Raw genomic sequence first — 26,973 nt, 5'->3', positions numbered from 1 at the left:
AGGGGATTTTCAGGACAGCCATCCCGGCTTGACGAGCCCCGACTCGTAGGCGAAGACGACCAGCTGGGCGCGGTCGCGGGCGCCGAGCTTGACCATCGTCCGGCTCACATGGGTCTTGGCGGTGGCCGGGCTCACCACCAGCCGGGTGGCGATCTCCTCGTTGGTCAGGCCCTCGCCGACCAGCGCCATCACCTCCCGCTCACGCTCGGTGAGCGAGTTGAGCCGCGGGGACGGCGCGGGCTCCTTGGCCCGGGTGGCGAACTCGGCGATCAGCCGGCGGGTCACGCTCGGCGACAGCAGCGCGTCGCCGGCGGCCACCGCCCGCACCGCGTGGATCAGCTCGACCGGCTCGGTGTCCTTGACCAGGAAGCCGCCCGCGCCGCCGCGCAGCGCCTCGAAGACGTACTCGTCCAGCTCGAAGGTGGTGAGGATGACGATCCGGACGCCGTCCATCCGCTCGTCGGAGGCGATCCGCCGGGTGGCCTCCAGCCCGTCCAGGCCGGGCATCCGGATGTCCATGAGGATGACGTCCGGGCGCAGCCGCCGGGCCTGCGCCACCGCCTCCTCGCCGTCGCCCGCCTCGCCCACCACCTCGATGTCGGGCTGGGCGTCCAGCAGCGCCCGGAACCCGGCGCGGACCAGCACCTGGTCGTCGGCGAGCAGAACCTTGATCACTCGGCACCTCCCGGCCCCGGCCCGCCCCGCGGGCCGGGCTCCTCGTCGACGGGGAGCGAGGCGCTCACCCGGAACCCGCCGCCGGGACGCGGCCCGGCCGAGAACGTGCCGCCGAGGGCGGCGGCGCGCTCCCGCATACCGTTGACGCCGCTGCCGCCCGGATGGTCGTCCAGCAGCGACACCCCCTGGCCGTCGTCCTCGACCCGGACGGCGACGTCACGCTCACCGTAGGCGATCCGGACCGTGGCCGTCACCGGGCCGGGGCCCGCGTGCCGGGTCACGTTGGTCAGCGACTCCTGGACGATCCGGAACGCGGCCAGGTCGGTGCCGGCCGGGAGCGGCCGCCGCTCGCCGACGATCTCGGCGTCCACCCGCAGCCCCGCCGACCGGGCCCGGCCGAGCAGCTCCTCCAGCCGGGCCAGCCCGGCGGTGGGGGAGCGCGGCGCGCTCTCGCCCTGCGAGCGCAGCACCCCGATCACCGACCGCATCTCGGTCAGCGCCTCCTTGCTGGCCTCCTTGATCGCCGCCAGCGCCGTCCGCGCCTGCTCGGGGTCCTGGTCGATGAGGTGCAGCGCGACCCCGGCCTGCACGTTGATCATCGAGATGTTGTGCGCCAGCACGTCGTGCAGCTCCCGGGCCATCCGCAGCCGCTCCTCGCTGGCCTGGCGGCGCTCCTCCTCGGCCCGGGTGCGGGCCGCCGCGGCGGCCCGCTGCGCGCGCATCCGGATCAGCTCCCCGCTGATCAGCGGCACCACCACCCAGGCGACCGCGAACGCGGTCGAGCCGAGGCTGGGCTCCTCCACCGGGAAGACCCGGTCCGGGCGGCCGCGCTGCTCGAACGGCACCCCGATCAGCCAGGTGAGCACGAAGTAGCCGGCCAGCCCGGCGAACGTCGCGGCCCAGGCGAACAGCCGGTGCCCCGCCGTCACCGCCGCCACGATCGCGACCGCGGCGGCGAACACGCCGGGCCCGTAGGTGTAGGCGCGCAGCAGGTAGAGGCCGGTCACGGCGCCGACGGACGCCAGCGTGAAGACCGGGTTCCGGCGGCGCAGCAGCAGCAGCGCCGGGCCGCCGACCAGCAGCGCGATGCCGAGGGCGTCGAGCGGTGTGCTGGAGTAGTCGTCGACCCCGCCGGGCGCGCCCGGCCCGTGTCCGCCCTCGGACGGACCCCACCCGTCGTGCCCCCAGGGCCCGCGCTCGCCGCTCTGCGCGCCGAGGGACCCCACGACCTGGAAGATCGCGAGGAGGAGCGGGACCACCCACACCGGCCAGGTGCCGGGCAGCGGAAAGTGCCCCCGGTGCGGTCCGGCCGGCGGGTCCGCGCCCGGCGGGGCGCCGTCCGGCGCGGTGGCGCCCGGGGTCGCGGCGCTCGACGGGGAACTGCTCATTGCAGCACGTTAGGTCACGTGTCCCGGCCGGGCGTCGGCCGGGAGGAGTGATCGCCCGTACTCCCCGCGGGGTACCGGCGGCACCCGATTGCCTCCATCCGGCCGACGTCCGGCGCGGTGCCCGCCCGGCAGGCTTGATCCACATCGAGCCCGAGGGGAGGGGACCGGGATGAGACCGCTCGATCCGCTCGCCCTGGCCGGGCTGCTGATCCGCTACGGCGCCGGGGTGTGGACGCTGGTCCTCTGGGTCGACCTGTTCCGCGACGCCTGCGTCACCGAGACCCTCGACGACCACGGCCTGCTCGTGGGCGCGGCCGTACTCCTGGGGACCGACACGCTGGCGCGGATCGGCCGCTTCCTGCTGCCGCCGCTGCTGTACGGCCTCGCCGAGCGGCTCCGTCCCCGCTGGGAGGCCCGCGGGCTCAGGCGGTCCAGCGGACGGGCAGCCGCTCGAAACCGTGCCGCGAGCTCGAACGCAGCCGCACCGGCTCGCCCGCCGGCACCAGCCTGCCAGGCCGGTCCAGCAGGGCGCTGAGCAGTGCCCGCAGGTGCACCCGGGCCAGAGTCCCGCCCAGGCAGGCGTGCGCGGCGTGCCCGAAGCAGAGATGCGGGCGCACAGGCCCGGTGCCCTGGGGCCGCTGGGCGGCCAGGCTCGCGGGCAGGAACCGGTCCGGGACGAACCGTCCCGGCTCGGGGAAGGCGTCCTCGTCGTGGTTGGCGGCGGTGAGCCACAGCGACACCCGCTCGCCCGCCAGCAGCGGGACGCCGCCCACGGACGTGGCGCGCAGCACCACCCGCCGCACCCGCATGACGGGCGTCCACCAGCGCAGCATCTCCTCCACGGCGGCGTCGAGGAGATCGTCGTCGCCGGGCGCGGCGCGCAGCCGGGCGTACTGCTCGGGCGAGCGCAGCAGCGCGTACACGCCCCCGGCCAGCGTGTTGCGCAGTGTCTCGGGCAGCTCGGCGGTCACCTCGCCGACGAAGTCGGCGGGCTCCTCCGGGCGCATCCGGGCCACCAGGGAGCGCGCCGGCGGCTCCATGTCGATCGGGAGGTCGGGGTCGCCGGCCGCCCCGGTCACCGGCCCGTGCCGGGGCTCGGCGGGATCGGGCGCGAACAGCTCGGCGTGCGCCAGGGCGGACCGGACGTCGACGTAGCGGAGCACCGCCCACGCGCCGGGATCGCCGGCCGGCCGCCCCTCCTGCCACACCACCGGGGTCCTGGCGCGCAGCCGCTCCAGCCGGTCGTACGGCACGCCGAGGGCGTAGGTGTCGGGGGAGGCCAGGGCGTCGGCGTCGGAGACGGGCGGCGCGTCCCGCCGGTGGGCCATGGCGGTCCACCTCCCTCCCGTCGCCCTTTCCCGTCCATTCCCGGTTCGCCGCCGCCTACCGTCCGGCCCGCGGGCTGAGTGCGGGCTCAGCCCGCGAGCCATTCGCCGGTCTCCACGCTGACCAGTCCGTGCCGGGCCGCCTCGATCACCGCCTCCCGCTGCGAGTGCACGCCCAGCTTGCTCAGCACGCTCTGGACATGGCTGCGGGCGGTGCTGCGGGTGACGCCCATCGCCTTGGCCAGCGCCTGGGTGGACTCGCCGCGCGCCAGCCGGGTCAGCACCTCCCGCTCCCGCGGGGTGAGGAACCGCGCCACCTTCTGCGCCTGGCTGCGCGGACGGTCGGCCGGGCCGCCGTCGAGCGCGGCCCGGTCCACCACGACCTCGCCGTGCGCGACCCGCCGGAGCACCTCCAGGACCTCCTCGGCCTGCTGCCCCTTGTGCGCGAATCCCCGCACGCCCGCCGCCAGCCCGGCCTCCAGCACGTGCCGTTCGAGGAAGCCGGTCAGCACCACGAACCGGGTGGCCGGCGAGGACGCCCGCAGGCGCGGGATCCACTCCAGCACGGTTCCGGACGGGAACCGCAGGTCGATCAGGCACACGTCGGCCCGCCGCCCGCGCAGCACCGGCAGCAGCGCCTCGGGGGAGTAGGCCACGCCGACCACGACGTGCCCCGCGTCGGCGAGGACCAGTGACAGCGAGTCGGCGAAGACCGCGTGGTCGTCGCAGATCACCACCCGCATGGACGACGACGGAGGCGGCAGCGCCACGGCCCCGCTCATGGATGGGGCCGCCAGTCGTCGGCGTGCGACCAGGCCGCCGGTGTCCCGGCCGGAACCGTACCGGCGGGCGGCGCCGACGGCAGCAGCACCCGCACCCGCGCGCCGCCCATCTCCCCGGTGCGGATCTCCAGCCCGCCGCCGTACCCGGAGATGAGGTCGTGCACGATGCCCAGCCCGAGCGAGGACAGCCCCGCCTTTCCCGCGCCGAAGCCCGGCCCGTCGTCGTCGACCTGCACGGCCACCCAGCCCTTGTCGGTGGTGACCCGGACGTCCACCCGGCCGGCCGCGACCCGGCAGGCGTTGTCGAGAACGTTACGGAGCGCGCGCCACAGCGCCACCGGATCCATGTGCGCCCATGCCTCCGTGCCGCTGAAGTACACCTCGTGCGGGGTGGCCAGCCGCATGCCGGTGACCACCTCGGCGGCCAGGTCGTCCACCCGGATCCGCTCCGGCATGGGCACCGGCCGCCGGTCGTCGCCCGTGCTCTCGTAGGCGTCGTCGCCCTCGTCCAGCTGCCGCAGCAGATGGTCCAGCCAGCGGGTCTCGCCCAGCAGCTGCTCGACCCGCTCGCGGCTGCCGGCGCCGATGTCGTCGGCCACGGCCACCGCCGAGGCCAGCATGATGATCGTGCCCAACTCGTGTCGGATGTCGTGACGCAGCCGCCGCCGCCACAGGCCCGGATCCTCCTCCGATCCGGGCTGGGGCGCGCCGGCCGCCGGGAGCGTCGCGACGTGGGCGGGCGTGTCGACCGGAGAGGACCGATACTGCCCGTGGTTCATGGAAGGACCCCCGTCCCGTAATACCAGCACCGTGACGACGGTCACTCGCGCGGGAACGGCTGTCCAGACAATTGACCGCAACCGACCAGTCGCTGACCGGAAGTGGACATGGCAATGCGACCCGGCCAACCGGGCCCTTTCCCGGTACGTCCTAGATACGTCTCGGGGTATCTCTTCGGACGTTCCGCCAAGCGCGCGCGAGCGCGTTCGCAAGCATGCCCGAGAGAGATTCTCGGCCACTGCGCGCCATTTCTTTCATACCTACGGCGTAGCCGTCTTGCGCATTCCGGTGGGTGTGGCCGGGCGGGCCGGGAGGGACAGTCATGGCATGCCGACGATCACCTTTCTCGGACATGCCGGGGCGGCGGTCCGCGCCTCCGCGTTCCGCCTGCTCGCCGACCCCTGGCTCACCTCGGCCGGCGCCTTCCTCGGGGCCTGGCACCAGTATCCGAGAAACGATCACCTGGACGTCGCCGGGCTCGCCGACGCCGACTGGGTCGCCGTCTCGCACGAACACCTAGATCATTTCGATCCGTGGTTCATCGACCGGCTCCCCCGCCGGACCCGAATCCTCATTCCGCGCTATCCGGGGCCCGCCTTCCGTGAACGGATGGCGGCGGCCGCCGGTTCCCGCCAGGTAATCGAGATACCGGCCTGGGAGCGATTCCCGCTGGACAATCGCGGGTCCTGGATCACCGTAATTCCGGAGCTCTCGCCGATGTGCCACGACGCGGCCTTTCTCATCGTCGCGGACGGCCGCTCGATGCTGCACTGCAACGACGCCCGGCTCACCGCCGCCCAGGCCCGCCGCGCCAAGCACCTGGCCGGCGGCCGCCTGGACCTGATGGCGCTGCAGACCGCGGGCGCGTCCTGGCATCCGATCTGCTACGAGTACCCGGCCGCGGAGATGGCGGAGGTCTCCATGGCCAAGCGGGTCTCCAAGCTGCGCTCGGTGCAGCGGCTCGTCCGGCAGGCCGCCCCCGAGCTGGCGGTGCCGTTCGCCGGGCCGCCCTGCTTCCTGGACGCGGAGGTGGGACGGCTCAACTGGGTCCTCGACCGCGAGGACGGCGCGTTCATCGACCCCGACATGGCCACCGACTGGCTGCGCGAGCACCTGCCCGGCCAGCGCTGGGACCACTTCAGGCCCGGCGACGCCCTGGACCTCGACACCGGCGAGGTGACCCGCGACCCGGTCTCGGCCGCGTTCTCGTTCGACGACTCCTTCCGCGAGGGCTACCTGCGGAAGTACGCCGAGGACCGGGCCGGCGCGATCGCGGGCGTACTGGCGGAGTTCCCCGAGCCCCGCCCCGGCCTCCACGACCGCTTCGCCGCCCACTTCGAGTACCTGGGCGGGCTCAGCGACTACTTCCTCGGCCGGATCGACATGGTGGTCCGCTTCGAGATCACCGGCCCGAACGGCGGCGTCTGGGACGTGGACATCTCGCCCGACGGCGTCAAGGTCGGCGACGCCGCCCCCGGCACCCGGCCGCACTACCGCATCACCACCGCGGGCCGCTGGGTGGAGGGCGTGCTGGACGGCCGGATCGCCTGGGAGGACCTGCTGATCTCCTTCCGCCTCAGCCTCTACCGCGACCCCGACGTCTACAACGACCATCTCGTCGGGCTGCTCAAGCACGCCAACGCGCCCGCGCTGCAGGCCGTGGAGGCCTACGAGACGGGCCGGGACGAGTCGGAGCGCATCGTCGTGGAGTCGGACGGCGTCAGCTACGACATCCCGCGCTACTGCCCGCACGCCGGGGAGGACCTGTCGGTCGGCGCCGTGGTGCGCGACGGGCAGGTGCACTGCCTGGCGCACAACTTCGCGTTCGACCTCTCGACCGGCCGCTGCGTCAACGCCCGGTCCGCCGGGCTGGCGAGCCGCCGGGTCCGGTGACGGCGACCGCCCCGCAAAGGTATTACGGGTGTTCCTCAATGTCTCCTGAACGTAACCGTTCTGGTGCACTTCGTATTTGTTAGCCGTGCTAGGTTTTGGGGGTATCCGGGGGGTTCAAAGGGGTCGGGGAGTGCTGGAAAAGAAGAGAATCGGCCTGCTGGCCGTGGGTTTCGTGCTGCTCGTCGTCACGCTGGAAGTGCTCGCCCTCCAACTCGGCTCGCTCGAACTCGAGCTGCCGCACGCGCCCGCGATGGCGGAGGACCCCGCCCCCTGACCCGTTCCGGTCGAGCCGTTCCGCGTCCACGCCCGAGCCCGCGTCAGCGGGTGTTGCGCGCCCGCATGATCGACTGCAGGTCGGGGTGCGCGCCGCCGGTCGCGTCCGCGAGCGTCGGGCAGGCCCAGCGGCCCTGGTGCCCCCACGAGTAGGCGATGTCCATCGGCGGGTTCGGCACCAGCCGGTCCCAGCGGCGCAGGATCTCGCGCATCTGCTCCTCGGTCGGCAGCCAGTACTGCTTGTCGCCGCGGGAGCAGCTCTGCCCGAACGTCTGGTAGACGGGCACGACCGCCTTCCGCGGGATGCCCGCCCGGTCGGCCATCCGCACCATCCGGTCGATCGCGCCGATGTCGCAGCGGGCGCCGGTCCGGGCCGACCCCTTGCACGGGTACGGGTCCAGCCCCACCAGATCCACGTTCACCCGGGCGGGCGTGAGCGTCCGCATCGGCCAGTCGGTCAGCGAGATGAACGAGATCTGCCCCGGCGCCTCGCGCTCGACGAGGTCGGCGCGGCGCCGGATCTCGCCCGCGATGTCCGGGCACTCGCGCGGGTTGGGCTCGTCGGACAGGTACCAGCCGTACACCTTCGGATGCCGCGCCAGGCGCCGCACGGCCGCGGCGAACTCCTCGAACGACAGCTCGAAGTCCTCGCAGGTGAAGTTGCCGACCCAGAGCATGGCGCGCATGCCGTCCGGGACGCCCGCGACCGAGGCGGCGTCGGGCTTCACGTCCACCAGGTCGTAGCCGAGCTCCCGCAGCCGCGGGTAGTCCGACGGCTCGGTGTTCAGCGCGATGTTGAGCGTCCGGCCGGGACCGGGGGCGGTCGTGCCCGGCGTCGCGAGCGGGCCCCGGTACGGCTCGTACGGTCCGGACGCGCCGCGCCACACGAAGAAGAGGGCCCCCGCGACCAGGACGGCGACGGCGGCCACCACGGCCGCGCCCTTCACACGCGTGTCCATCGCTGCCTCCCCGGGGACGGAACGGTCAGGCGGCGGAGCCCGTCTCCTCGGCGGGTCCGGCGTCGCCCTTGGGCGTGGTCTTCGGCGCGGTCTTGGGCTTGGCGGGGGCCGAGGGCTCCAGGGGCGGGACGGAGAAGCCGAGGATGTGCCGGACGGTGTCCCACAGCGCCCCCAGCGTGGCCCGCATCGACGGGTCGCGCAGGTACACCGCGTCCACCGCCACCCGGGCCGGGACGATCCGCTCGATGTAGTTGACCAGGTCGACCTCCTCCCCGGGCGGCAGCACGTCGAAGTCGCGGAACCGGACCTCCGACACCCCGGTCAGCCCGGGCCGGTGGTCGAAGATCCAGCGGCTGCCCGGGTCGTAGTGCACCGCCAGGTCGTAGGTCTCCGGCCGCGGCCCGACCAGCGTCATGTGCCCGCGCAGCACGTTGACCAGCTGCGGCAGCTCGTCCAGCGACCACTCGCGCAGCAGCTTGCCGATCCGGGTCAGCCGCGGGTCGCGGTTGGCGGTGACGGTGAGCCCGCCGACGCCCTGCCGCATGGTGCGGAACTTGTACATCGTGAACGGCCGCCCGCCCTGCCCCACCCGGGTCTGCCGGAAGATCCCCGGCCCCGGGCTGGACGCCCGCACCAGCAGGTAGATCATCAGCAGCGGGACGCTCAGCAGCACCAGCCCGGCCAGCGCGCCCGCCACGTCCAGCACCCGGCGCGGGGTGGACGGGGCGACGCCGTCGGCCGGGTCGACCGGCCGCGTGTCCAGCTCTTTCTCCGTCATGCGGTCACCCTCCGTCGCCCTCGGCCCCGGCGCCCCCGCCGACGCGGCGGCCGACCCGGCGGAAAAAGATCAGCAGCGCCGCGGTCGTCGCGACGAACGACACCGCCGTCGCGGTCGCCGCGCCCGCCGCCTCGTACCGCGGGATCAGCCACACCCCGCACAGCACCACCACGACCAGCCCGATCGCCTGCCCGGTCGAGGCGGCGCCGGGCCGGCCGACGCCGTACAGGTAGGCCATGACCAGTCCGGTGACGCCGAAGGTGACCACCCCGGCGAGCCGGATGTAGGTGGGCACCACGGCGTCGTCGAAGACCTCCCCGAACACCCACGGCAGCGCGGTCCCGGCGATCAGCGCCAGCGGCAGCGCGGCCAGCGCGGACACGCCCAGCGCGGGCAGGATCATGCGCCGGGTGCGGCGGGTCGCCTCGGCCCGGTCGTCGCGGGCGAAGTCGGGGTAGAGCACGTAGTTGAGCGCCAGGCCGGGCAGCTGCACCAGCTCGGCGAACTTGCTGGCCACCGTGTAGACGCCGAGGACCTTCGGCCCGGCCAGCGCGCCCAGCAGCGCCATGTCGAAGCGGAGCTGGAGCAGGTCGATGAGCTGGCCGAGGTAGCCGCGCAGGCCGTAGCCGGCGATGGTGCGGCCGAGCCGCGGGTCGGGGCGGCCCCAGCCCTTGAAGAAGCCGCGCCGCGCCAGCCGCGCGATGATCCAGGCCGCGGCCGCCACGTCCGCCAGCACCAGCCCGGTGACCAGCGCGCCGGGGCCGTACCAGCCGATGAGGATCACCAGGTAGATCGGCAGGAACACGAACTCCTCGACCGCGATCGCCAGGCTGGCGCCGCGCAGGTCGTCGGTGCCCTGCAGCAGCCCCTTGCCGACCGACACGAACCCCTGGGTGAACGCCGGGACGGTCGCCGCCAGCGCCACCCAGAACCCGAAAGACCGGAAGAACGCGAGATGGATGAGCGGGCTGAGGGCCAGCCAGCCCAGCGCCCCGGCCAGCGCGCCCGCGACGGTCAGCCACGCCAGCGTGGGCCGGACCACCGACTGGTCGTACTCGCGGCCCGTGCCGTCCCGTCCGGCCAGGAAGTAGGGCGCGGCGGCGGGCAGGCCCGCGTTGGACAGGTGGCACACCAGCCCCGGCAGGATCCGCACCAGCGTGAACGCCCCGACCAGCGCGGGCCCGCCGATCCGCGCCACCATGATCGTCGCGATGCCGAGCGAGGCCAGCGCGCCGACCCGGCCCGCCATGTTGCCCGCCATCAGCTTGGCGATCCGGCCGGTGATGGTACGGGCGGGCGCGGCGGAGTGCTCGGTGGGCAGCACCGTGTCCGGCACGGCGTCACCGGGCCGCGGACGGGTCTCGGTCACGGCGCTCCCCCCTCGCGCGCGGTGCCCGGCCCATCCGCGAGCAGGACGGACTCGGGCTGGACGGCGTCGCGGCGCCCGAACAGGTGCAGCGCGGCGATCAGGCCGAAGAACGCCCAGCCGTGCCGGTAGTGCAGCGTCTCGTAGAACAGCCCGGAGACCAGGAAGACCAGCACCAGCGCCCCGAACAGCTCCGGCCTCGGCACGACCCGCGCGTACGCGGGTGTCAGCGCGTCCCGGCGCGCGATCCGCACGCACGCCATCAGCAGCGCGAACACCAGCACGACCAGCGCGACCCCGCCCAGGAACCCGCGCTCCAGCACCGCCGCGACGTAGTCGTTGTGCGCCTCGCGGACGTAGGTCTCCTGGTTCTCCAGCATCGCGGCCTCGGTGTGGCCGGGCCCGATTCCCCACGGATGGGTCTGCCGCTCGATCATCTCGACGGTGGTGGCGAACACCGTGCTGCGCGACTCGGTGCTCTCCCCGGTGGTGCGGCCGATCGAGTCGCGCAGGATGGGGGACGCCTCGCTGGCCCGGTCGAGGTACGGCTGGATGTCGACGGTGGAGATCACGGCGATCCCGCCGCCGCCCGCGAAGGCCGCCAGCGACACGACCGCGATCGCGTGGTGGGCCTTGCCCTCGCGGAACAGCCGGAACACGTACCCGGCGACGATCGCGATGCCCAGCGACAGCGCGCCGCCGTTGGAGCCGGTCAGCACCTCGGCGACCAGCAGGATCCCGCACACCGCCCACCGCTGCCACGCCTTCTCGGGCACGCGGGCGGCCCGGGCGATGAAGAAGACGCAGATGAACCAGTTCGAGGCGTAGTTCGCGTCGCCGAAGGTGAACATGGCCCGCTCGCCGTCCACCTGCTTGCCCGACAGCGTGTCGTTCCCGATCAGGAAGCCGGCGATCATCACGAGGGCGTAGAACGTGCCGATCCACACCCACGACCGGATCGCCAGCCGCAGCAGCCCCGTGTCCCGGGCCAGGTTGGCGACGCTCACCCCCCACAGGAGCACGAACAGGTCCTTGACCAGCGTGAGCGCGCCCGCGTCGTTCACGACCGCGGCGATGCCGCCGGCCACGATCGTCAGCAGCGTCGGGACGAGGAACGGCCACCGGACGGGCACGCGGCGGGTGGCCGCCCACAGCAGCGCGGTCATCGTCACGACGATCAGCGCCAGGTCGGGCAGCCCGGTGTTGCCGGGGCCGGGCGGCAGCCCGAACGGCATCAGCATCGGGAGCGAGGCGATCCCACCGACGAGGACCGCGCCCACCAGCGAGCGCCCGCGCGCCCGCGGCTCCTCCTCCGGCGCCTCCGGTCCCGGCCCGGGGTCCGGGGCCGTGCCGGCCGCGCGGGACGTGGCGGGCGGCCGGGCCGTCGTGATCGTCGTCATGGCCGCCTGGAGCTCCCCCGGTAGGTCTCGTCCAGGACGGCGCCCAGGTACTCGGGCGAGAACCAGTCGCCGACCCGTTCCCGTGCCCGTCCGGCCATGCGCGCGGCCTCCGCCGGGTGGTCGAGCAGGTGCGCGATCGCGGCGGCCAGCCCGGCCGGGTCCTGCGGCGGGACGAGCAGCCCGGTCTCCCCGGCCAGCACCAGGTCCTGGTTGGACGGCACGGCCGTCGCGACCAGCGGGATCCCCGCCCCGATCGCCTCGACCAGCACGCACGGCAGGCCCTCCCACCGGCTGGCCATCGCCATCACGTCGAACGCCGGCATCACCTCGGCCACGTCGTCGCGGTGCCCGAGCCAGCGCATCCGGTCCGCGATGCCCAGCTTCTCGGTCAGGCTCTCCAGTTCCCCGGCCATCGCGCCGCCGCCGGCCCACAGCCCGAACACGTCCTCGGGCAGCCGCGCCAGCGCCCGCGCGAAGATCTCCGGACCCTTCTGGTACGTCAGCCGCCCGATCGACCCGACCACCTTCACCCCCAGCGGCAGGTCCAGCCGCCGCCGGGCCTGCGCCCGCGAGCCGGGCGCTGCGGCGTAGGCGTCCACGTCCACGGCGGGCCACGACAGCCGGATCCGCTCCGGCGTGGCCAGGCCCAGGCGCAGCGCGGTCGTCACCGTCTCCGACCCGATCGCCAGGAACGCGTCCGTGCGCCGGGCCGCGATCCGCTCCAGCCGGATGTAGGCGGCGCGGCGCGGCCACGACTGGAACTCGTTGAACGGGAACCCGTGCCAGGTGTGCACGATCCGCGGCACCCCCGCCCGCGCCGCCGCGATCCGCCCGATCACCCCGCCCTTGGCGCTGTGGGTGTGGACGACGTCGTACCGGCCCTCGGCCAGCACCCGGGTCAGCGTCCGCAGCGCCGCCCGGTCGTCGCGCGGCGAGATCTGCGGCACCAGCGGCCGCACCTGCACGATCTCCATCCCGGCCGCGTGCGCGCGGGGCGTGAAGTCCCCGGCGGCGGCGTGCGCGACCGCGTCCTCGCCGTACCGGACCTCCGCGCCGGGTCCGTCCGCGCCCGCCGCGGCCGCGCTGTCGATCCCGACCCCGCCGGTGATCACCGCCCGCTCGTAGCAGGACGGATCCAGTGCCAGCGCCCCGTTCAGCGCCACCTGCCCGGCGCCGCCGTTGAAACGGGTGATCACGGTGGCCACCCTGAGCTTGCGATCAGACCTCACGAGCACCTCACAACACGGCACCTCACAACACGGCACCTCACAACACGGGGGGATCGGGGCGGGCGCCGCCCGCCCCGGCCAGCGGCGGCGGCCCGGCCGGCGGCCGGGCCCGCCGCGCCGGCCGGTACTCGGGCAGGAGCCGGCACAGCAGCAGCCGCACCTCGCCGGCCCCGCCGCGCCCGGCCGCGGCCTGCAGCGCGTCCAGCAGCCGCGGCAGCCCGGCGGGCGGCGGCGCCGGACGGGTCCCCCAGATCTTGGGATGGGCGGTGCGGATCCGGCGCTCGGAGTCGGCGAAGGTCTTCTCGGCCAGCTTCTCGCCCGGCCCCAGGCCGCTGAACCGGATCGTCACCTCGGGCAGCCGCAGCTGCGCCGCGTACCGGTGCACCAGCTCCACCACCGGCACCGGGCTGCCCATGTCCAGCGCGAACGTCTCGGCCTCCTCGGTCAGCGCCGCCGCCTCCAGCAGCAGCCCCGCCGCCTCCGCGACCGTCATGAAGTGCCGCGCCACCTCCGGATGGGTGATGGTGACGGCCTCGCCCGAGGAGATCCGGCTGGCCAGCGCGGTCAGCAGGGAGGCGTGCGCGCCGATCACGTTGCCGACCCGCACCGCCGCGAACCGGGTCGGGCCGGGCGTGGCCGTCTGCAGCAGCAGCTCGCCCAGCCGCATCGTCGCCCCGAACACCGAGGTCGGGTCGGCGGCCTTGTCGGACGACACCAGCACCAGCCTCTCCACGCCGTTCCGGACGGCGGCGTCCACCAGATGCCGGGTGCCGAACACGTTGGCGGCCACGCCCTGGCACGGGTCGTCCTCGACCTTGCCCAGCTCGTTCTGTCCCGCGGCGTGGAAGACCAGGTCGGGACGGGCCTCGCCGAGGATCGCCTCGACCCGGCCGCGGTCGCGGACATCGGCCTCGGCCGCCGCCACCCGCCCGGCGCCCCATAGTTCGCCCGCCAGCCGGTCCAGGCGCCGGCCGTCCCGGTCCATCAGGCACAGCGCGTCTGGTTCCAGCCGCCGCAGCCGGTGGCACAGCGCGGAACCGACCGTCCCGCAGGCACCGGTGACCAGCACCCGCCGGCCCGCGACCAGCCGCCGCACCCGCGGCCCCGCCACCGCGACCTCGTCCCGCCCCATGAGCAGCGCCATCGGCCCGGCCTCCGCCGACGGGGACGGGGACGGCGGCGGCGCGGGCGGCACCGGGCGGCGGAGCCGCGGCAGCGGGAACCAGCGCACGGTCAGCCCCGGGCCCGCAGCGCCCCGGCGAGGGCGGAGACCACCCGGTCCTGGCCGTCGGACGACAGCCCCGGGTACAGCGGCAGCGACAGCAGTTCCTCGGCCACCCGGTCGGTCACCGGGACCGCCCCGCACTCCTCCTCGCCGAGGATCTCCCGGTAGGCGGTCATGTGGCTGGCCGGGATGAAGTGCACCGACGTCGACACGCCCGCCGCCTCCAGCTCGGCGATGATCGCGTCCCGGTCCGGCACGAGCACCTGGTAGAGGTGCCAGGCGTGCTGGACGCCGTCCAGGTCGCGCTGGGGGAGCACCAGCCCGGGCAGCCCGGACAGCGCCTCGTCGTAGCGGGCGACCAGCTCGGCGCGGCGCCGCTGCCACTCCGGCAGCGCGGTCAGCTGCGCGCGGCCGATCGACGCCTGGATGTCGGTCATGTTGGCCTTGAGACCCAGGTTCTTGACGTCGTACCGCCAGCTGCCGCCGGGCAGGTAGCGCCGCCAGGAGTCCTTGCTCATCCCGTGCAGCCGGGTCGCGCGGATCCGGTCGGCGAACTCCTGGTCGGAGGTCGCGACCGCGCCGCCCTCGCCGATCGGCATGTTCTTGGTGGCGTAGAAGCTGAAGCAGGCCGCGTACGACGACGCGCCGACCGGGGTCCCGTCCCGGGCCGCGCCGGGCCCGTGCGCGGCGTCCTCGATCACCCGCGTCCGGTCCAGCCCGGCCGCCTCCGCCAGCGCGGCGACGTCCACCGGGTAGCCGCCCTGGTTCTGCACGACCATCGCGGCGGGCGCGCGGCGGGCCGCCGCGGCGGCGACCTCGGCGGGGCCCGGCACCAGCGTGCCCGCGTCGACGTCCACCAGCACGGGATGGTGCCCGGCGTGCAGGATCGCGTTGATCGCACCGCAGAACGTCAGGCTCGGGGTGAGGACCGCCGAGCCCGGCGGCAGGTCCATCGCGCGCAGGCACAGCTCCAGCGCGGTGGTGCACGAGGCGACCGCGACGACGTGCGCGGCGCCCAGGTAGTCGGCGAAGTCCTGCTCGAACGCGGCGGTCTGCGGCCCCGTCGTCACCCACCCGGAGTCGAGCACCTTCACGACGGCGTCCGACACCTCCCCGGCGAAGGACGGCACGGTGAACGGCACCGTGCTCTGCTCCGGCGGCGCGGTCTGCCCGGCCTGGCCCATGGTCACCCCTTGCTCTCGCGGTTCGCGGTGATCTTCCGCCCGGCGGCGCGCTTCCGCCTGCCGGTGATCTTCCGGTCGGTGGCGACGACGCCCAGCAGCGGCCAGCCGGACGCGGACACCAGGTCGCGGACCGACTCCAGGCCCGGCACGGGCGTCACCGGACCCGCCACGGCGACCACGCCGGCGCCGTCGTCGGCGCCCGTGTCGATGTCCTCGAAGGCGTGCACCTGGATCGTCGCGCGCCTCGCGGCGGCGGGGCGGCGGGCGGGCTCGGCGGCCGTCCGGGCAGGCTCACCCGACCTCCTGGCGATGACCGCCGTGCCGGAGCCGGGGGCCTTCGACCCGGCCCGCACGACCGACGTCCCGCCGCCGGACGCCGGGACGGTGCTGTTGACGTTTCCGCCGGGCTCGCCATCGCCGCTCTCGTCGTGGGGCGCGGCGTCCGCTTCGGCTTCGGGCTCCGGTTCGGCGGGGGCCGCCTTGAGGACGCCGGCGTCGTCCCCGTACGCGGCGGCCGCGATCCGCGACAGCAGCTCGGCCGGCAGCGGGCCGCCCGTGCTGACCAGCACGACCCGCTCCACCCCCGCCCGCCGCGCCGCCAGCCGGATCCGGCGGCCCAGGTCGGCCGCCTCGGCCTCGCCGCCGTCCGCCCGGCCCAGCAGCGGGACGCCCAGCCGCCGCGCCGCCCGGGACTGCCCCGGCACGGTCGGCCGGAACATCTCCGCCACGACCGCGACCAGCACGCCGCCGACCAGCCCGACCAGGCCGGCGATCGCCGCCAGCATCACCACCGGGTTCGTCCGCTCGGCCAGCACCGCCGGCTGCACCACCGTCGCGGTGCCCGCCGTGGTCAGGTCCGTCCGCAGCTCGCTGCGGCTGGTGCGCAGGTCGCTCAGCTCCGCGGCCACCCGCTCCCGCTCGTTCGCCGCGCCGATGTCGGGCACCGGCACCGCGCCCGCCCGCCGCGACAGCGGGCCCAGCTGCCCCTCCAGCTCCCGGATCCGCTTCTCGATCGCGGCCAGCTGCTGGGTGATCGCGCCCTGGTTGGACTGGTTGATCTCGGCGACCACCGCGGCCCCGAGCGCGTCCGTCAGCCGCCGCGCCACCGCCGCGTCCGGGTCCTTGATCGTCAGCTCCACCACGGTGGACGTGCCGAGCCCGGCCACCGTGATCTCCTTGGCCAGCTTCACCGGGTCGCGGACGATCCGCTGCTCGCGCAGCACCCGGTCCAGCAGCGTCCGCCCGGTCGCGAACGCCTTGACCTGGCTCACCACGATGCTGACGCCCGCGTCCCCGGCCGCCGCGTCGGTCGCCCTGCTGCTGGCCTGCAGCCGGGACGTGGCCGAGTGCGGCGGCTCCTGCCCGCCCATCACCAGGCCCACCAGCACCACCGGCAGCACGGTCATCGCCAGCAGGAGCGCCCAGTAGGTGCGGACCACGCGCGCCGCGACTTCGTCGATCTCCACGATCTTCCCTCCGGCCTCGTCAGGCCGAGCGTAGGAACCGCCCGAGGAGATCGAATCGCCCATCGAGACGAGCGTCCGCTACGTCATTTGGTGGGGGCCGCCACGTCGTGCGGGGCGGCGGGGGCGGGGTCAGCGGGGTTTCATGCCGGCGCGCATCGCCAGGGTGATGGCCTCCAGCGCCGAGTGCATGTCCAGCTTGGCCAGCAGGTTCTGGGTGTGGGTGCGGACCGTGTTGGCCGACAGGCCCAGCCGTTCGGCGATCTCCGCCCGGTTGAGGCCGTCCACCATGCACTGGAGGACCTCGCGTTCGCGCGGGGTCAGCTCCGCCAGCAGCCGGGCGCCGCCGTTGGGCTCGGCGCCGTCCGCCAGGAGGCGGCGCAGCACCTCGCCCGCCACGTCGGGCGGGAGCCAGCCGCCGCGGTGCGCCGCCCCGCGGATGACGCGGGCGACCAGGTCGGCGCTCTCGGTCTTGGACAGCCAGGCGATCGCGCCGTGCCGCACCGCCCGCACCATCGCGTCGACCTCGGCCATGGCCGACAGGATCACCACCCGCATGCCGGGATGCCGCTCCCGGACGCGGTCCAGGACGTCCAGGCCGCTCTCGGCGCCGAGGGTCATGTCCAGCACCACCACCTGGGGGCGCTCGGTCGCGGCCAGCGCCAGGGCGCGCCGCACGTCGGCGGCGATCGGCAGGATCACCAGGTCGGGCTCCCGGCCCAGCCGGGCGGCCAGCGCCTCGGCGAACAGGGTGTGATCGTCCACGATGAGGACGCGGATGGGCGGTCGCATCCCCGAACGATCGCCGTTCGGCGGGCCGGGCGGATCCTGCAAACGCTGTACTTCGGCATGGATTCCGGTTCTGGACAGGCCGGCCCGCCCGAGCGAACCGCGCGTAATCGGCCGGTCGGATCCCGCGGGCGGCGGGGGCACGGTGGGACGGGGGAAGAGCCGGGCGCGGACGCCCGCGGCGGGCGCGGAGTTCACGGCCGTCCGGAGCCGGTCAGCCGCGGGGCGCGGCGTTGACCGGCCGCCACCGCCTGCCGAAGCTGTGCTCATCGATCAAAGGGGGCGCGGAATGCGGGCAGGGGGAGTTTCATGAAGGTCCTGATCACCGGGGGCGCGGGCTTCATCGGAAGCACGATCGCGTCGGCGTTCGCCGAGCGCGGAATCGTTCCGGTCGTGCTCGACAGCCTCGTCACCGGACGGTCCGAGTTCACCGAGGGAAAGATCTTCTATCAGGGCGACATCGCCGACGGGACCGTGGTGGACGAGATCTTCGCCGCCCATCCCGACATCGCCGTCGCGGTCCATTGCGCGGCGCTCATCGTGGTGCCCGACTCGATGTCGGATCCGCATCGCTATTACCAGGTCAACCTGACCGGGACGCTCAGTCTCGCCGGCCATCTGATCCGCAACGGATGCGACCGGATGATCTTCGCCTCGACGGCGGGGATGTACCGCCCCGGGCCGGACCTGTCGGTGACCGAGGACTCCGCGCTGGAGCCGCAGAACCCCTACACGCGCTCGAAGATGATGGCCGAGCTGCTGCTGGAGGACCTGTGCGCCGCCTACGGGCTGCGGGTGGTGTCGCTGCGCTACCTCAACCCGATCGGCGCCGACCCGCGGATGCGCACCGGCCTGCAGAGCAGCAAGCCCACGCACGCGCTGGGCAAGATGATCGAGTCGTACGAGCTGGGCGTGCCGTTCCGGATCACCGGGGTGGACTGGGACACCCGCGACGGCACGGCGGTTCGCGACTACATCCACGTGTGGGACATCGCCCGCGCCTTCTGCGAGGCGGCGGCGCGGTTCGACGCCATCGTCCCGCATGACCAGAACGGTTCCGACGGAAAGAACGGAAAGAACGGCGCGGGCGGCGGTGGCGGCCGCAGAACCGGTTACCAGGTCATCAATCTCGGCACCGGCGGCGGAACCACCGTGCGGGAACTCGTGGACGCCTTCCGCGGCGTCGTCGGGGACGGTTTCCAGGCGGAGGAGGCGCCCGCCCGCCCCGGCGACGTGGTCGGCGCGTTCGTCAATCCCGCCAAGGCGCTGGAATTGCTCGGCTGGAAGCCCGAGTACTCCATCGAGGACGCCATCCGCCATTCCCTGGAATGGGCCGCGCTCCGGAGCCGCACGGACGTGGCCTGAGCCATGACCTGATCTTCGGGGGCCGCCGCCCGCGCGGTGGGAACGGACGTGCGAGAGTATGGGATCGGTCACACGTTCGGTACCCCCGAGGAGGCGCGTTGAGCGGCGATGTGCGGATCACCGTGACGCGGACCCTGAGCAAGGAGCAGCAGGCGCGGCGGGAGCGGCTGATCGAGGCCGCGCGCCTGCTGGCGTTAGAGGGCGGCTACGCCGCCGTGACCATGCACGACGTGGCCGACCGGGCCGGTGTGGCCCGGGCCACGGTCTACCGCTACTTCGCCACCAAGGACCACCTGCTGACCGAGGTCGCCGCCACCTGGGCGCACCGGATCACCGACGACATCGACGCGCTGGCGGTCGGGGGCACCCCGGTGGAGCGGCTCACCGCGATGCTGGAGCGGATCGTGCGGGTGGCGGCCGAGGAGCTCACCCTGACCTCGGCGATCGTCCAGGCGGTGACGGCGGACGACTCCAGCGTGGACGACGCCCGCACGGTGCTCTTCCTGTTCGTCCGGGACCGGCTGGCGGCGGCGATCGGCGGCCCGGTCCCGGAGCGGGAGGAGGTCGAGATCGTGCTGGGCCACGTGCTGCTGGCCGGCCTGGTCAGCCTGGCCTCGCTGCGGCGGCCGGTGGACGAGGTCGCGGCGATGGTGCGGACCTCCGGCCGGCTGGTGCTGGCCGGGGCCATGGCGGGCAGCGGCGCCGCCGGCCCCTGAGCCGGCCCGTGAGTCGACCTTGAGTCGGCCCTGGGCCGTCCCGCACAGGGTGTGACGTATCTCACCGTCCGGCCCGCGCGGCCTCTCGCGGGGCGTTCCGCGGAGCCTCTCCCGGGGTTCGCCGTGCGCTGTCCCTGGTGGCCGCGGGCGTCGTCCGCCGGACCGGCCAGGGCGTCCCCTCGGCGCGTACGGGCACCCGTTCGGCCAGGGCCCGCGCCAGCATCAGAGCCCCCACCGCCACGAGCGCCAGGCCCACCAGACCCGCGCCCGCCAGGCCCAGCAGAGTGATCAGCAGCAGGCCCAGATCCGGCCCCATCGTCGTCCTCCCGCCCCATGACTCGACTTTGAAGTCCGGATCCTTCCCCGATGTCGGGACCTGATGCGTCCCAGGGGCGGACTTTGTTCCGGTCCTGAGTGCTTTGCCCCAGATTTGCGCTGAGCTGGAAGTTTGATACCTTCTGTCCAGTTCTGGTGATGCGACCCATGCGTCGTCGGAGCCGGCGAACCCGCCCCGTAGGGGTCGGAACCGCCTCAACGGTCGCGTGTGCGGACCAACGAACCCGCGCGAACCCGTGTCCATCTGATCGCAGTGCCGGCGGCCCTGAAGGCCGCCGCTCCGCCGAGTCCATTCCACGCCGACGACGGCGTCCGGAGCCGGGGACCCAACTCTCTGGGGTGAATCGGCGCACGTCTGTGCGCCGTAGGGCGACTTCCACGCCCGAATCCGACAGCTAACCCGGTAGGCGGCCTTGGAAGGAATCAGGAGACCCCTGCTTTGTCGTTCCGTACGAACCCCGCTTATACGGCCCTGCTCGCCACTCTCCGTGACCGTGCGAGCGAGCTGACCTCCCAGACCATCGCGCTGCGCGGCCGTGCGGCCGCCGGCGTCGTCGGCGGCGTCGCCCTCGGCGCGCTGACCCTCGGCTCGGCCGTGGGCGCCGTGGCCTCCTCCGACTCGTCCACCGGCAGCACCGGCGCCGTCGCGGGCGCCGCCGCGGCCGGCAAGAACGGCCACGGCACCGTCCGCGCGGAGGGGCTGGCCGAGAAGACCGGCTCCACCGCCCAGAACGCCGAGGCCGCCCGGAACGAGCCCGGCTCGGGCGAGAAGGCCCAGTCCGCCAGGGCGGCCAAGACCACCCAGTCCGCCTCCGCCCAGCAGGTCCTGAAGCTGGCCGAGAAGCAGGTCGGCATCTCCGAGGGCAGGGGCGGCCAGACCAAGTTCCACGACTGGTACGTCAGGAGCAACGCGGCCAAGGCGACCGCCGCGCGCGACGGCGGCTCGGTGTCCAGCTACAACGGCGCCCAGTGGTGCAACATGTTCGTGTCCTGGCTGGGTGCGCAGACCGGCACGAAGGGCATGGGCGCCGACGCCTACACCGTCGCGCACGCCAAGTGGTTCGAGAAGACCGGCCACTGGGGCCACAAGGCCAAGCCCGGCGCCGTGGTGTTCTTCAACTGGAACGGCGGCGGCGTCGAGGGCATCCAGCACGTCGGCATGGTCGTCAAGGACAACGGCGACGGCACGATCGACACCATCGAGGGCAACACCAGCAACAAGGTCATGAAGAAGACCCGCGACGAGGCGCAGGTCGCCGGGTACGGCTACCCCCAGTACCGGGGCTGACCCCGACCCGCTCGTGCGCCCAGGGCGCCCCGCCATCCGTGGCGGGGCGCCCTCCGGCGTTTCCGGACGGGGCACAGGTGATGTTCGACTGCGCGCCCCCCGACCGACCGATGGTCTTCCACGCCCCGTGCACGAAGGAGGAGAACCTGGACCAGACCGGGCTCGACGCCGTCCGGCGGCGCGCGCACCGCGATGCGGGGGGACGGGGAGGGAGCGCGGCGTGGCTGACATGCGAGCACCGGAATGGGCGCGGGACGGCGGGCGCGGTGCCCGCCGCGACATCGTCATCGTCTGCGACGACGTCGACGGGCCGGGCGGCGTCCAGCGCTGGGCGCACGGCCTGGCCGGGCTGCTGTCCGGACGCGGCCACCGCGTCACCCTGGTCGGCGTCACCCGATCGGCGGAGGCCGCCCCGCACGAAGCGCGCGAGGCGGCTCGGGCGCGGCCGTACGCCGTCGAAACTTTGCACGAGTCCTGGCCGCTGCCCGCCCTGGAACGGCGTCCACGCACGCTGCGCAACCGTCTCGACCTGCGGGCGCGGCTGCTCGACCGCAGGCGCGCCGCGACCAGGAGGGACGGGGCCGTCCGGCTGGCGGCTCTGCTGGATGGCGCCCGCCCCGGCGCCGTGGTGATCGTGGCGCAGGTGTGGGCGATGGAATGGGTGCGCCTGGCCGGGCTGGGCGGCCGCGCCGGGCTGCGGGTGCTGGCGCTGCCCGCCGAGAACGCCGGCCACACGCCCCACACGCTGCTCGCCGTGCCCGGCCGCGCGGCCGTGCCGCGCGAGCCGGTGATCGCCTGCCTGGGCCGGCTGTCGCACGAGAAGGGCGCGGACCTGGCGATCGAGGCCTGGGCGTCCATGGCGGCCCGGCATCCGCGCTGGCGGCTGCGGCTGTACGGGGCGGGCCCGCGCGAGGGCGCGCTGCGGGAGCAGGCGGAGCGGCTCGGCGCGGCGGGCGCGGTGGAGTTCGCCGGGGTGGCGCGGGACGTGCCGGACGCGCTGGCCCGGGCGTCGATCTTCGCGCTGCCGTCCCGCCGGGAGGGCTTCCCGACGGCGCTGCTGGAGGCGATGGCGGCCGGGCTGCCGGCGGTCGCGTTCGACGGCGCTCCCGGCGTCCGCGACCTGGTCACCGACGGGGCGGACGGGCTGCTGGCCCGTCCCGGCGACACCGCCGGGTTCGCCGCCGCGCTGGACCGGCTGATCATGGACCCGGAACTGCGGGAGCGGCTGGGCGGCGCCGCGCCGCGCGCGGCCCGCCGGTTCGAGGCGGGCGCGGCGCTGGACCGCTGGGAGCGGATGTTCGACGTGCTCCACCGGGAGCCGTCCTCCGCCCGGACCACGGCGCCGGCGGCGCCGCGCGTCCCGGCCGCGTCTGTGGCCCGGGCCCTGCGCCGGGGCGGGGTTGGACCCCGATCGCCGAAGCCGATTGGACCTGTGCCCGGTGACTGAACCGGCCCTAGCGTACGGACCATGACCCATCCGATCCTGTTCCTGCTGGCCGCCACGACGCTGATCGTGATCCCCGGTCCGAACCACCTCTACATCGCCGCGCGCAGCGTGGCGGACGGCCGGCGGGCCGGCATCGCCTCCGCGCTGGGCGTGGAGACCGGCACGCTGGTGCACGTGGCGGCCGCGGCGGCGGGCCTGTCGGCGATCGTGGCCGCGTCCGCGACCGCCTTCGGCGTGCTGCGCTACGCGGGCGCCGCGTACCTGGTGTACCTGGCGGTGCGGACGCTGCGCGGCGGCGACCGGGTGGACGGGCCCGAGACCTCGCCCAAGCCGCTGCGCCGGGTCTACCTCGACGGCGTTCTGATCAACATCTTCAATCCCAAGGTCGTGCTGTTCTTCCTGGCGTTCCTGCCGCAGTTCGTGGACCAGCGGGCGGGCGCCGTCCCGGCGCAGATCGTGGTCATGGGCCTGGTCACCGCGCTGATCGGGCTCGTCAGCGACGTGCTCTACGCCGTCGCCGGCGGGTCGATCGGCGCGATGCTGCGGGGCCGGCCGCGCTTCCGGCGCGGGCAGCGCTACGCGACCGGGGCGATCTACCTCGGGCTCGGCGCGGTCGCCGCGTTCGCGGGCCCCGGCCCCAGGCGCGCCTGACAGGGGCCTCACGGTGGGCACGGCCCGTGTGGGGGACCAGGCAGGGGACGCACGGGGGCGCGGTCGTTGACCCGGTGCTTCCCAAGGCGCGATGCTGTTGTCCGATGCGCCCCCTTGCGCGGATATGACGGCTGTATCCCTTCACGGGAACGACGGTTTGTCATCCGGATGACAACGATGTGCGCGCAATGCGTGGCCCGGTTCGCAGCGGACGCGTACACCGCTCTGTAACTTCCGATGAGCCCCTGGTTGCCGACGGGGCGGGAGGTGCGAACGGTGACCACGACGCTCGAGGAACGCACGCCCCTGAAACCGTGGGCCGGCGTCCCCTGTGAGATGTCCGATCTCATGCGGCCCCATCTGGACGCGCTGGCCGAGGAGATGATCCAGGAGATCCTCTCCGAGATCCCCGAGTACGCCCGCCCGCAGGACGAGGAGTACTCCCGGCTGGTGCGGCTGGCCGTCGAGGGGGCGCTCCAGCAGTTCGTGGACCTCATCGTCGACCCCGACAGCTCCTGGGAGCCCGTCGCGGCCGTCTACCGGGAGATCGGCTGGGCCGAGGCGCGCGAGGGCCGCAGCCTCGACGTCCTGCAGACCTCGATGCGGCTCTGCGCGCGGGTGGCGTGGCGGCGGCTCGCGGCCGAGTCGGAGACCTTCAACATCTCCCGGCGCGCCCTGGCCAGCCTCGCCGAGGCCATCTTCGCGTTCCTGGACGAGATCGCCCGCGCCGCCGCCGAGGGTTACACCAAGGCCCGCGCGCAGGAGGCCGGCGAGCTGGAGCACCGCCGCCGCCGGTTGCTGGACCTGCTGCTGGCCGAGCCCCCGGCCGCCCCGCAGGCGATCGCCGACCTGGCCAGGCTGGCGCAGTGGCGGGTGCCGCGCACCGTCGCCGCCGTGGTCCTGTACGAGCGGAGCCGGCAGCCGTTCTCGCACCCGTCGCTGCCGCCGGACGTGCTGGCCGACGTCAACCGGCGCGAGCCGTGCCTGATCGTGCCGGACCCGGAGGGGCCGGGGCGCGGGCGGATGCTGGAGTCGTCGCTGCGCACGTGGGTCGCCGCCATGGGCCCCACCGTCAAGACCGAGGACGCCGCCAAGTCGCTGCGCTGGGCCCGCGAGGCGCTGCCGCTGGCCCGGCGCGGCATCCTTCCGTCCGAACGGCTGATCCGCTGCGCCGACCACATGCCCACCCTCGTCGTCTTCAAGGACGAGGAACTGGTGCGGGCGATCGCGGACCTGCGTCTGGCGCCGCTCAAGGCGATCAGGCCCCGGCATCGTGAACGCCTGATGCGCACTCTCCTGGCCTGCATCCAGAACGGTTTCAACGCCACCGAGGTCGCCGGCCGCCTCCACGTGCACCCGCAGACCGTCCGCTACCGCCTGCACCAGCTGGAGGAACTGTTCGGGGGAAACCTCTACGACCCCGAGTCGCGGATGGAGATGGAGATGGTGCTCACCGTCTGGCTCACCTCGGCGGACGCCGAACAGCGCCCCACCGAAGCCGCCTCCTCCTCTTCCGGCGCCTCCGTCTCGCCTGCCACGTAGACCACACCGCGGGGCGCGGTTGCGGTCCTAGGCTTCGGCCGGGTTCCGCATGCCCGGTATGCGCGGCTCCCGCCGCGCCGGGCGAGGCTGGGCCGGGGCCGGCGGGAACTGGCCGCGCTGCCCGGAGGCCGGGGGTCCTGAGGTAGTCGTCGTCTGGGGCGTGACCGGCTCGGCCTTCCCGGCCTCCTCGGCCTGCTGCGCGGCGAAGACCTCGCGCAGCTCGTAGACCACGTCCTCGGCCGGACGCGCCACGATCCCCGCGACCCGCCCGCAGGACAGGAACAGCACCCGGTCGGCGAGCGCCGCGGCGGCCGGGCTCTCGGTCACGGCGACCACCGTCGTGCCGAACGCGGTCGCGCAGCGGCGGAGCACGGCGAAGGTGTCGGCGGTCATCGCGCCGCCGGACTCGGTCTCGTCCACCAGCAGCACGCTGGGACCGGGCAGCAGCGCGGCGGCGCACATCGTGAGGTGGCGCCGGTCCTCGGGGAGGAGGCCGACCGGGGTGCCGAGATCGTCCAGGAGGCCGGTGACCGCGGCGACCCGGTCGGTGCGGGCGCGGGCGGCGGCCGGGGGCGTCCCGGCCAGCGCCGCGGCCCACTCCAGGTTCTCCTCGACCGTCCGGTCGAGGAACGGCCGGGAGTGGGAGAGCGCGAACCCGACCTCGCCCCGGCAGATCTGCCGGATCTGCTGCGGCAGCCACGGCCGCGCGTCGCCGCGGCCCACGTAGACGCGGCCGACGCTGGGCGGCTCGTGCCCGGCCAGGCAGGCCAGCAGCGTGCTCTTACCGGAGCCGGAGGGCCCCATGAGAGCGCACAGCTCGCCCGCCCGGAATGCCACGTTCACGTTGTCGAGCGCGGGGCCGCCGGACGGGTCGTAGGTCTTGGTGAGACCGGTGGTATAGGCGGCCACCAGACATTCGTCGGCCCGCTGCCGGAAGGTCCGCTTCCGCGTACTGATGGGGTGGGTGATCCGCGGCATCGTCATGCAGTTCCCCCGAAATCGCATGCTGGGTGATTCGTCCTCTTTGGAGCTATCGCCAGCTTGCAGGACGGTTCGGATCGCGGGCGTAACCAGTGTGAAGATCTCTGCTAAAGAACGCCGTCCATTCGCACGTGCATGAGTCCAGGAGCGCGTGCGCGGACGAACGGGCGGCGCCCGAAGGATCAGCGCCCGAAAGGATCAGCGTCCGATAGGAGAACGAACCGGGGCCGGGTGCGCCGCGGCGCAATCGGGCACCGTGGAGGCCCGGGCGGGCTGGCGCGGGCCGGGGTCGCGCCTGCGCGCCGGCAGGAGCAGCGCCAGCGAGCCGATCAGGAGCGCCAGGACCACGCTCGGACGGATCGGCTCCACGCCCTGCCACACGGATCCGACGTACGCGGCCGTGCGGCCGTCGGCCGCGGCGAGCCCGAGGCCGAAGGCCAGCGTCCCGAGGCCGAAGCCGATCAGCCCGGAGATCTGCCGCCCGCGCCAGCGCCGCTGGTCGCGCACCGCGTGCAGGCCGCGCACCCCGGACCACAGCAGCAGCAGTCCGGCCAGCGCCGCCCCGGTGATCGCCAGCGGGCGCAGCAGGACCTCCAGGTCCTGGTCTCCGGGACCGGGCGCGGCATCGGTCGCGGTCTCCGCCTCGGCGGTGCCGGAGCGGGCCCCGGCGAGTTCGGCGGGCGGCAGCTGGGCCGACCGGGTGCTCGCGCCCAGATCGCCCGCGGTGGTCACCATCTCCGGCGGCGGCCCCAGCAGCAGCCCGCCCACGCCCTTCACGGCGACGGCGAGATAGAAGATCGCCGCGCCCAGCGTCAGGACGCTGGCGACCGCGCGGACCGCCGACGTCGCCGGGCGCCCGCCGGGCTGCGAAGCCGCGCCGCACGGGGGCGGAGCGGCGGAGGCCGCGGTGGAGGGGGACGGCGCCGGCGGCCCGGCCGGGTGTTCGCGGGAGGACGGGCGGCCCGGGGTGTCACGGAGCGTGAGAAGGCGTAGGGCGGGACCGCGGACGTCCCCACCGTGGCGCAGGATGCTCACTGTCGTCCCCCGAAACGTTCGACTCCGGCGCATTACCCGCCGGTTCCCGTCCTTGTCCACGCTTTGACCTGCGTGATGTCTCCACTGCGTCAGACTCCTGAAT

General features: G+C 74.3%; 26 protein-coding genes and 1 riboswitch. Of the genes, 9 read left to right on the top strand and 17 right to left on the bottom strand.

The annotated features are described in order from the left end of the window. Nucleotides 1-9: 9 nt before the first annotated feature. Together ACFPZN_RS00945 and ACFPZN_RS00940 are read right to left on the bottom strand one after the other, a co-directional pair. On the bottom strand, nucleotides 10-675 hold the full coding sequence (locus tag ACFPZN_RS00945; RefSeq protein WP_378279084.1) for a response regulator: 666 nt from the start codon (nucleotides 673-675) through the stop codon (nucleotides 10-12). Continuing rightward, the gene (locus ACFPZN_RS00940) at nucleotides 672-2,063 is read right to left on the bottom strand and encodes a sensor histidine kinase (protein WP_378279082.1); all 1,392 of its coding nucleotides are present in this window, start codon (nucleotides 2,061-2,063) and stop codon (nucleotides 672-674) included. The genes ACFPZN_RS00945 and ACFPZN_RS00940 overlap by 4 nt, the downstream gene beginning before the upstream one ends. Nucleotides 2,064-2,232: 169 nt before the next feature. Here ACFPZN_RS00940 and ACFPZN_RS00935 point away from each other — a divergent pair, with 169 nt between their 5' ends. Continuing rightward, nucleotides 2,233-2,598, top strand: a complete 366-nt coding sequence (locus tag ACFPZN_RS00935) for a hypothetical protein (RefSeq protein ID WP_378279080.1) — start codon at nucleotides 2,233-2,235, stop codon at nucleotides 2,596-2,598. Here ACFPZN_RS00935 and ACFPZN_RS00930 read toward each other — a convergent pair. From ACFPZN_RS00930 to ACFPZN_RS00920, 3 genes are all read right to left on the bottom strand, one after another. After that, a complete protein-coding gene (locus tag ACFPZN_RS00930; protein WP_378279078.1) occupies nucleotides 2,486-3,391 on the bottom strand; it encodes a cytochrome P450 in 906 nt (301 codons plus the stop codon). The two genes, ACFPZN_RS00935 and ACFPZN_RS00930, sit on opposite strands and share 113 nt — an antisense overlap. 86 nt (nucleotides 3,392-3,477) lie before the next feature. Next, the gene (locus ACFPZN_RS00925; RefSeq protein WP_378279076.1) at nucleotides 3,478-4,170 is read right to left on the bottom strand and encodes a response regulator; all 693 of its coding nucleotides are present in this window, start codon (nucleotides 4,168-4,170) and stop codon (nucleotides 3,478-3,480) included. Then, on the bottom strand, nucleotides 4,167-4,949 hold the full coding sequence (locus ACFPZN_RS00920) for a sensor histidine kinase (RefSeq protein ID WP_378279074.1): 783 nt from the start codon (nucleotides 4,947-4,949) through the stop codon (nucleotides 4,167-4,169). The genes ACFPZN_RS00925 and ACFPZN_RS00920 overlap by 4 nt, the downstream gene beginning before the upstream one ends. Before the next feature lie 328 nt (nucleotides 4,950-5,277). On the opposite strand from ACFPZN_RS00920, the gene ACFPZN_RS00915 reads away from it, so the two are divergent. Beyond that, complete coding sequence (locus ACFPZN_RS00915; protein ID WP_378279072.1) at nucleotides 5,278-6,843, top strand: Rieske 2Fe-2S domain-containing protein; 1,566 nt, start codon at nucleotides 5,278-5,280, stop codon at nucleotides 6,841-6,843. A gap of 130 nt (nucleotides 6,844-6,973) precedes the next feature. After that, nucleotides 6,974-7,117, top strand: coding sequence for a hypothetical protein (locus ACFPZN_RS00910; RefSeq protein WP_378279070.1), 144 nt, complete (start codon nucleotides 6,974-6,976; stop codon nucleotides 7,115-7,117). A gap of 43 nt (nucleotides 7,118-7,160) precedes the next feature. Here the strand turns inward: ACFPZN_RS00910 and ACFPZN_RS00905 are convergent, their stop codons facing one another. The 9 genes from ACFPZN_RS00905 to ACFPZN_RS00865 all read right to left on the bottom strand — a co-directional run bounded on the left by ACFPZN_RS00905 (nucleotide 7,161) and on the right by ACFPZN_RS00865 (nucleotide 17,512). Beyond that, nucleotides 7,161-8,075: a hypothetical protein gene (locus ACFPZN_RS00905; protein ID WP_378279068.1), complete on the bottom strand. Its 915-nt coding sequence runs from the start codon at nucleotides 8,073-8,075 to the stop codon at nucleotides 7,161-7,163. A 25-nt stretch (nucleotides 8,076-8,100) separates the two neighbouring features. Beyond that, nucleotides 8,101-8,853 (bottom strand): sugar transferase, encoded by a 753-nt coding sequence (locus ACFPZN_RS00900; protein ID WP_378279066.1) that lies wholly within the window; start codon nucleotides 8,851-8,853, stop codon nucleotides 8,101-8,103. A gap of 4 nt (nucleotides 8,854-8,857) precedes the next feature. After that, the gene (locus ACFPZN_RS00895) at nucleotides 8,858-10,222 is read right to left on the bottom strand and encodes a lipopolysaccharide biosynthesis protein (RefSeq protein ID WP_378279064.1); all 1,365 of its coding nucleotides are present in this window, start codon (nucleotides 10,220-10,222) and stop codon (nucleotides 8,858-8,860) included. Next, entirely contained in the window at nucleotides 10,219-11,619 is a 1,401-nt protein-coding gene (locus tag ACFPZN_RS00890) for an O-antigen ligase family protein (protein ID WP_378279062.1), read from the bottom strand. The genes ACFPZN_RS00895 and ACFPZN_RS00890 overlap by 4 nt, the downstream gene beginning before the upstream one ends. After that, a complete protein-coding gene (locus tag ACFPZN_RS00885) occupies nucleotides 11,616-12,815 on the bottom strand; it encodes a glycosyltransferase (protein WP_378279060.1) in 1,200 nt (399 codons plus the stop codon). The genes ACFPZN_RS00890 and ACFPZN_RS00885 overlap by 4 nt, the downstream gene beginning before the upstream one ends. 70 nt (nucleotides 12,816-12,885) lie before the next feature. Next, entirely contained in the window at nucleotides 12,886-14,079 is a 1,194-nt protein-coding gene (locus ACFPZN_RS00880; RefSeq protein WP_378279059.1) for an SDR family NAD(P)-dependent oxidoreductase, read from the bottom strand. A 2-nt stretch (nucleotides 14,080-14,081) separates the two neighbouring features. After that, complete coding sequence (locus ACFPZN_RS00875) at nucleotides 14,082-15,257, bottom strand: DegT/DnrJ/EryC1/StrS family aminotransferase (protein ID WP_378279057.1); 1,176 nt, start codon at nucleotides 15,255-15,257, stop codon at nucleotides 14,082-14,084. A 2-nt stretch (nucleotides 15,258-15,259) separates the two neighbouring features. Next, complete coding sequence (locus tag ACFPZN_RS00870; protein WP_378279055.1) at nucleotides 15,260-16,786, bottom strand: hypothetical protein; 1,527 nt, start codon at nucleotides 16,784-16,786, stop codon at nucleotides 15,260-15,262. A 66-nt stretch (nucleotides 16,787-16,852) separates the two neighbouring features. Then, nucleotides 16,853-17,512 (bottom strand): response regulator transcription factor, encoded by a 660-nt coding sequence (locus ACFPZN_RS00865; protein ID WP_378279053.1) that lies wholly within the window; start codon nucleotides 17,510-17,512, stop codon nucleotides 16,853-16,855. 306 nt (nucleotides 17,513-17,818) lie between these two features. Between ACFPZN_RS00865 and ACFPZN_RS00860 the strand changes: the two genes are divergently transcribed. Continuing rightward, nucleotides 17,819-18,874, top strand: a complete 1,056-nt coding sequence (locus ACFPZN_RS00860; protein WP_378279051.1) for an NAD-dependent epimerase/dehydratase family protein — start codon at nucleotides 17,819-17,821, stop codon at nucleotides 18,872-18,874. Between the two features lie 98 nt (nucleotides 18,875-18,972). After that, nucleotides 18,973-19,590 (top strand): TetR/AcrR family transcriptional regulator, encoded by a 618-nt coding sequence (locus ACFPZN_RS00855; RefSeq protein WP_378279050.1) that lies wholly within the window; start codon nucleotides 18,973-18,975, stop codon nucleotides 19,588-19,590. Nucleotides 19,591-19,651: 61 nt separating this feature from the next. On the opposite strand, the gene ACFPZN_RS00850 is transcribed toward ACFPZN_RS00855, so the two are convergent. Further along, entirely contained in the window at nucleotides 19,652-19,906 is a 255-nt protein-coding gene (locus ACFPZN_RS00850) for a hypothetical protein (protein ID WP_378279048.1), read from the bottom strand. Nucleotides 19,907-20,213: 307 nt separating this feature from the next. Beyond that, a riboswitch (cyclic di-AMP (ydaO/yuaA leader) is annotated at nucleotides 20,214-20,351 on the top strand. A gap of 14 nt (nucleotides 20,352-20,365) precedes the next feature. On the opposite strand from ACFPZN_RS00850, the gene ACFPZN_RS00845 reads away from it, so the two are divergent. From ACFPZN_RS00845 to ACFPZN_RS00830, 4 genes are all read left to right on the top strand, one after another. Then, nucleotides 20,366-21,214: a CHAP domain-containing protein gene (locus ACFPZN_RS00845; RefSeq protein ID WP_378279046.1), complete on the top strand. Its 849-nt coding sequence runs from the start codon at nucleotides 20,366-20,368 to the stop codon at nucleotides 21,212-21,214. A 229-nt stretch (nucleotides 21,215-21,443) separates the two neighbouring features. Continuing rightward, the gene (locus ACFPZN_RS00840) at nucleotides 21,444-22,661 is read left to right on the top strand and encodes a glycosyltransferase (protein WP_378279239.1); all 1,218 of its coding nucleotides are present in this window, start codon (nucleotides 21,444-21,446) and stop codon (nucleotides 22,659-22,661) included. 21 nt (nucleotides 22,662-22,682) lie between these two features. Then, nucleotides 22,683-23,312, top strand: a complete 630-nt coding sequence (locus ACFPZN_RS00835) for a LysE family translocator (RefSeq protein WP_378279044.1) — start codon at nucleotides 22,683-22,685, stop codon at nucleotides 23,310-23,312. Nucleotides 23,313-23,588: 276 nt separating this feature from the next. Next, the gene (locus ACFPZN_RS00830) at nucleotides 23,589-24,854 is read left to right on the top strand and encodes a PucR family transcriptional regulator (RefSeq protein WP_378279042.1); all 1,266 of its coding nucleotides are present in this window, start codon (nucleotides 23,589-23,591) and stop codon (nucleotides 24,852-24,854) included. Between the two features lie 27 nt (nucleotides 24,855-24,881). On the opposite strand, the gene ACFPZN_RS00825 is transcribed toward ACFPZN_RS00830, so the two are convergent. Further along, nucleotides 24,882-25,838 (bottom strand): ATP-binding cassette domain-containing protein, encoded by a 957-nt coding sequence (locus ACFPZN_RS00825; RefSeq protein ID WP_378279040.1) that lies wholly within the window; start codon nucleotides 25,836-25,838, stop codon nucleotides 24,882-24,884. A gap of 195 nt (nucleotides 25,839-26,033) precedes the next feature. Continuing rightward, nucleotides 26,034-26,870 (bottom strand): hypothetical protein, encoded by an 837-nt coding sequence (locus tag ACFPZN_RS00820; RefSeq protein ID WP_378279038.1) that lies wholly within the window; start codon nucleotides 26,868-26,870, stop codon nucleotides 26,034-26,036. Nucleotides 26,871-26,973: the final 103 nt, after the last annotated feature.

The organism is Actinomadura rugatobispora (assembly GCF_042656285.1).
Classification (GTDB): Bacteria; Actinomycetota; Actinomycetes; order Streptosporangiales; family Streptosporangiaceae; genus Spirillospora; species Spirillospora rugatobispora.
This window is presented reverse-complemented; position numbering and strand designations above follow the sequence as displayed.

Excerpts from the sequence above, each read along its gene's own strand:
- ACFPZN_RS00840 (WP_378279239.1), top strand. The coding sequence starts at position 21,444 with ATGCGAGCACCGGAATGGGCGCGGGACGGCGGGCGCGGTGCCCGCCGC.
- ACFPZN_RS00865 (WP_378279053.1), bottom strand. The coding sequence starts at position 17,512 with ATGCGACCGCCCATCCGCGTCCTCATCGTGGACGATCACACCCTGTTC.
- ACFPZN_RS00905 (WP_378279068.1), bottom strand. The coding sequence starts at position 8,075 with ATGGACACGCGTGTGAAGGGCGCGGCCGTGGTGGCCGCCGTCGCCGTC.
- ACFPZN_RS00860 (WP_378279051.1), top strand. The coding sequence starts at position 17,819 with ATGAAGGTCCTGATCACCGGGGGCGCGGGCTTCATCGGAAGCACGATC.
- ACFPZN_RS00940 (WP_378279082.1), bottom strand. The coding sequence starts at position 2,063 with ATGAGCAGTTCCCCGTCGAGCGCCGCGACCCCGGGCGCCACCGCGCCG.
- ACFPZN_RS00915 (WP_378279072.1), top strand. The coding sequence starts at position 5,278 with ATGCCGACGATCACCTTTCTCGGACATGCCGGGGCGGCGGTCCGCGCC.
- ACFPZN_RS00835 (WP_378279044.1), top strand. The coding sequence starts at position 22,683 with ATGACCCATCCGATCCTGTTCCTGCTGGCCGCCACGACGCTGATCGTG.
- ACFPZN_RS00900 (WP_378279066.1), bottom strand. The coding sequence starts at position 8,853 with ATGACGGAGAAAGAGCTGGACACGCGGCCGGTCGACCCGGCCGACGGC.
- ACFPZN_RS00935 (WP_378279080.1), top strand. The coding sequence starts at position 2,233 with ATGAGACCGCTCGATCCGCTCGCCCTGGCCGGGCTGCTGATCCGCTAC.
- ACFPZN_RS00920 (WP_378279074.1), bottom strand. The coding sequence starts at position 4,949 with ATGAACCACGGGCAGTATCGGTCCTCTCCGGTCGACACGCCCGCCCAC.
- ACFPZN_RS00890 (WP_378279062.1), bottom strand. The coding sequence starts at position 11,619 with ATGACGACGATCACGACGGCCCGGCCGCCCGCCACGTCCCGCGCGGCC.
- ACFPZN_RS00825 (WP_378279040.1), bottom strand. The coding sequence starts at position 25,838 with ATGACGATGCCGCGGATCACCCACCCCATCAGTACGCGGAAGCGGACC.
- ACFPZN_RS00925 (WP_378279076.1), bottom strand. The coding sequence starts at position 4,170 with ATGAGCGGGGCCGTGGCGCTGCCGCCTCCGTCGTCGTCCATGCGGGTG.
- ACFPZN_RS00875 (WP_378279057.1), bottom strand. The coding sequence starts at position 15,257 with ATGGGCCAGGCCGGGCAGACCGCGCCGCCGGAGCAGAGCACGGTGCCG.
- ACFPZN_RS00930 (WP_378279078.1), bottom strand. The coding sequence starts at position 3,391 with ATGGCCCACCGGCGGGACGCGCCGCCCGTCTCCGACGCCGACGCCCTG.
- ACFPZN_RS00850 (WP_378279048.1), bottom strand. The coding sequence starts at position 19,906 with ATGGGGCCGGATCTGGGCCTGCTGCTGATCACTCTGCTGGGCCTGGCG.
- ACFPZN_RS00870 (WP_378279055.1), bottom strand. The coding sequence starts at position 16,786 with ATGGGCGATTCGATCTCCTCGGGCGGTTCCTACGCTCGGCCTGACGAG.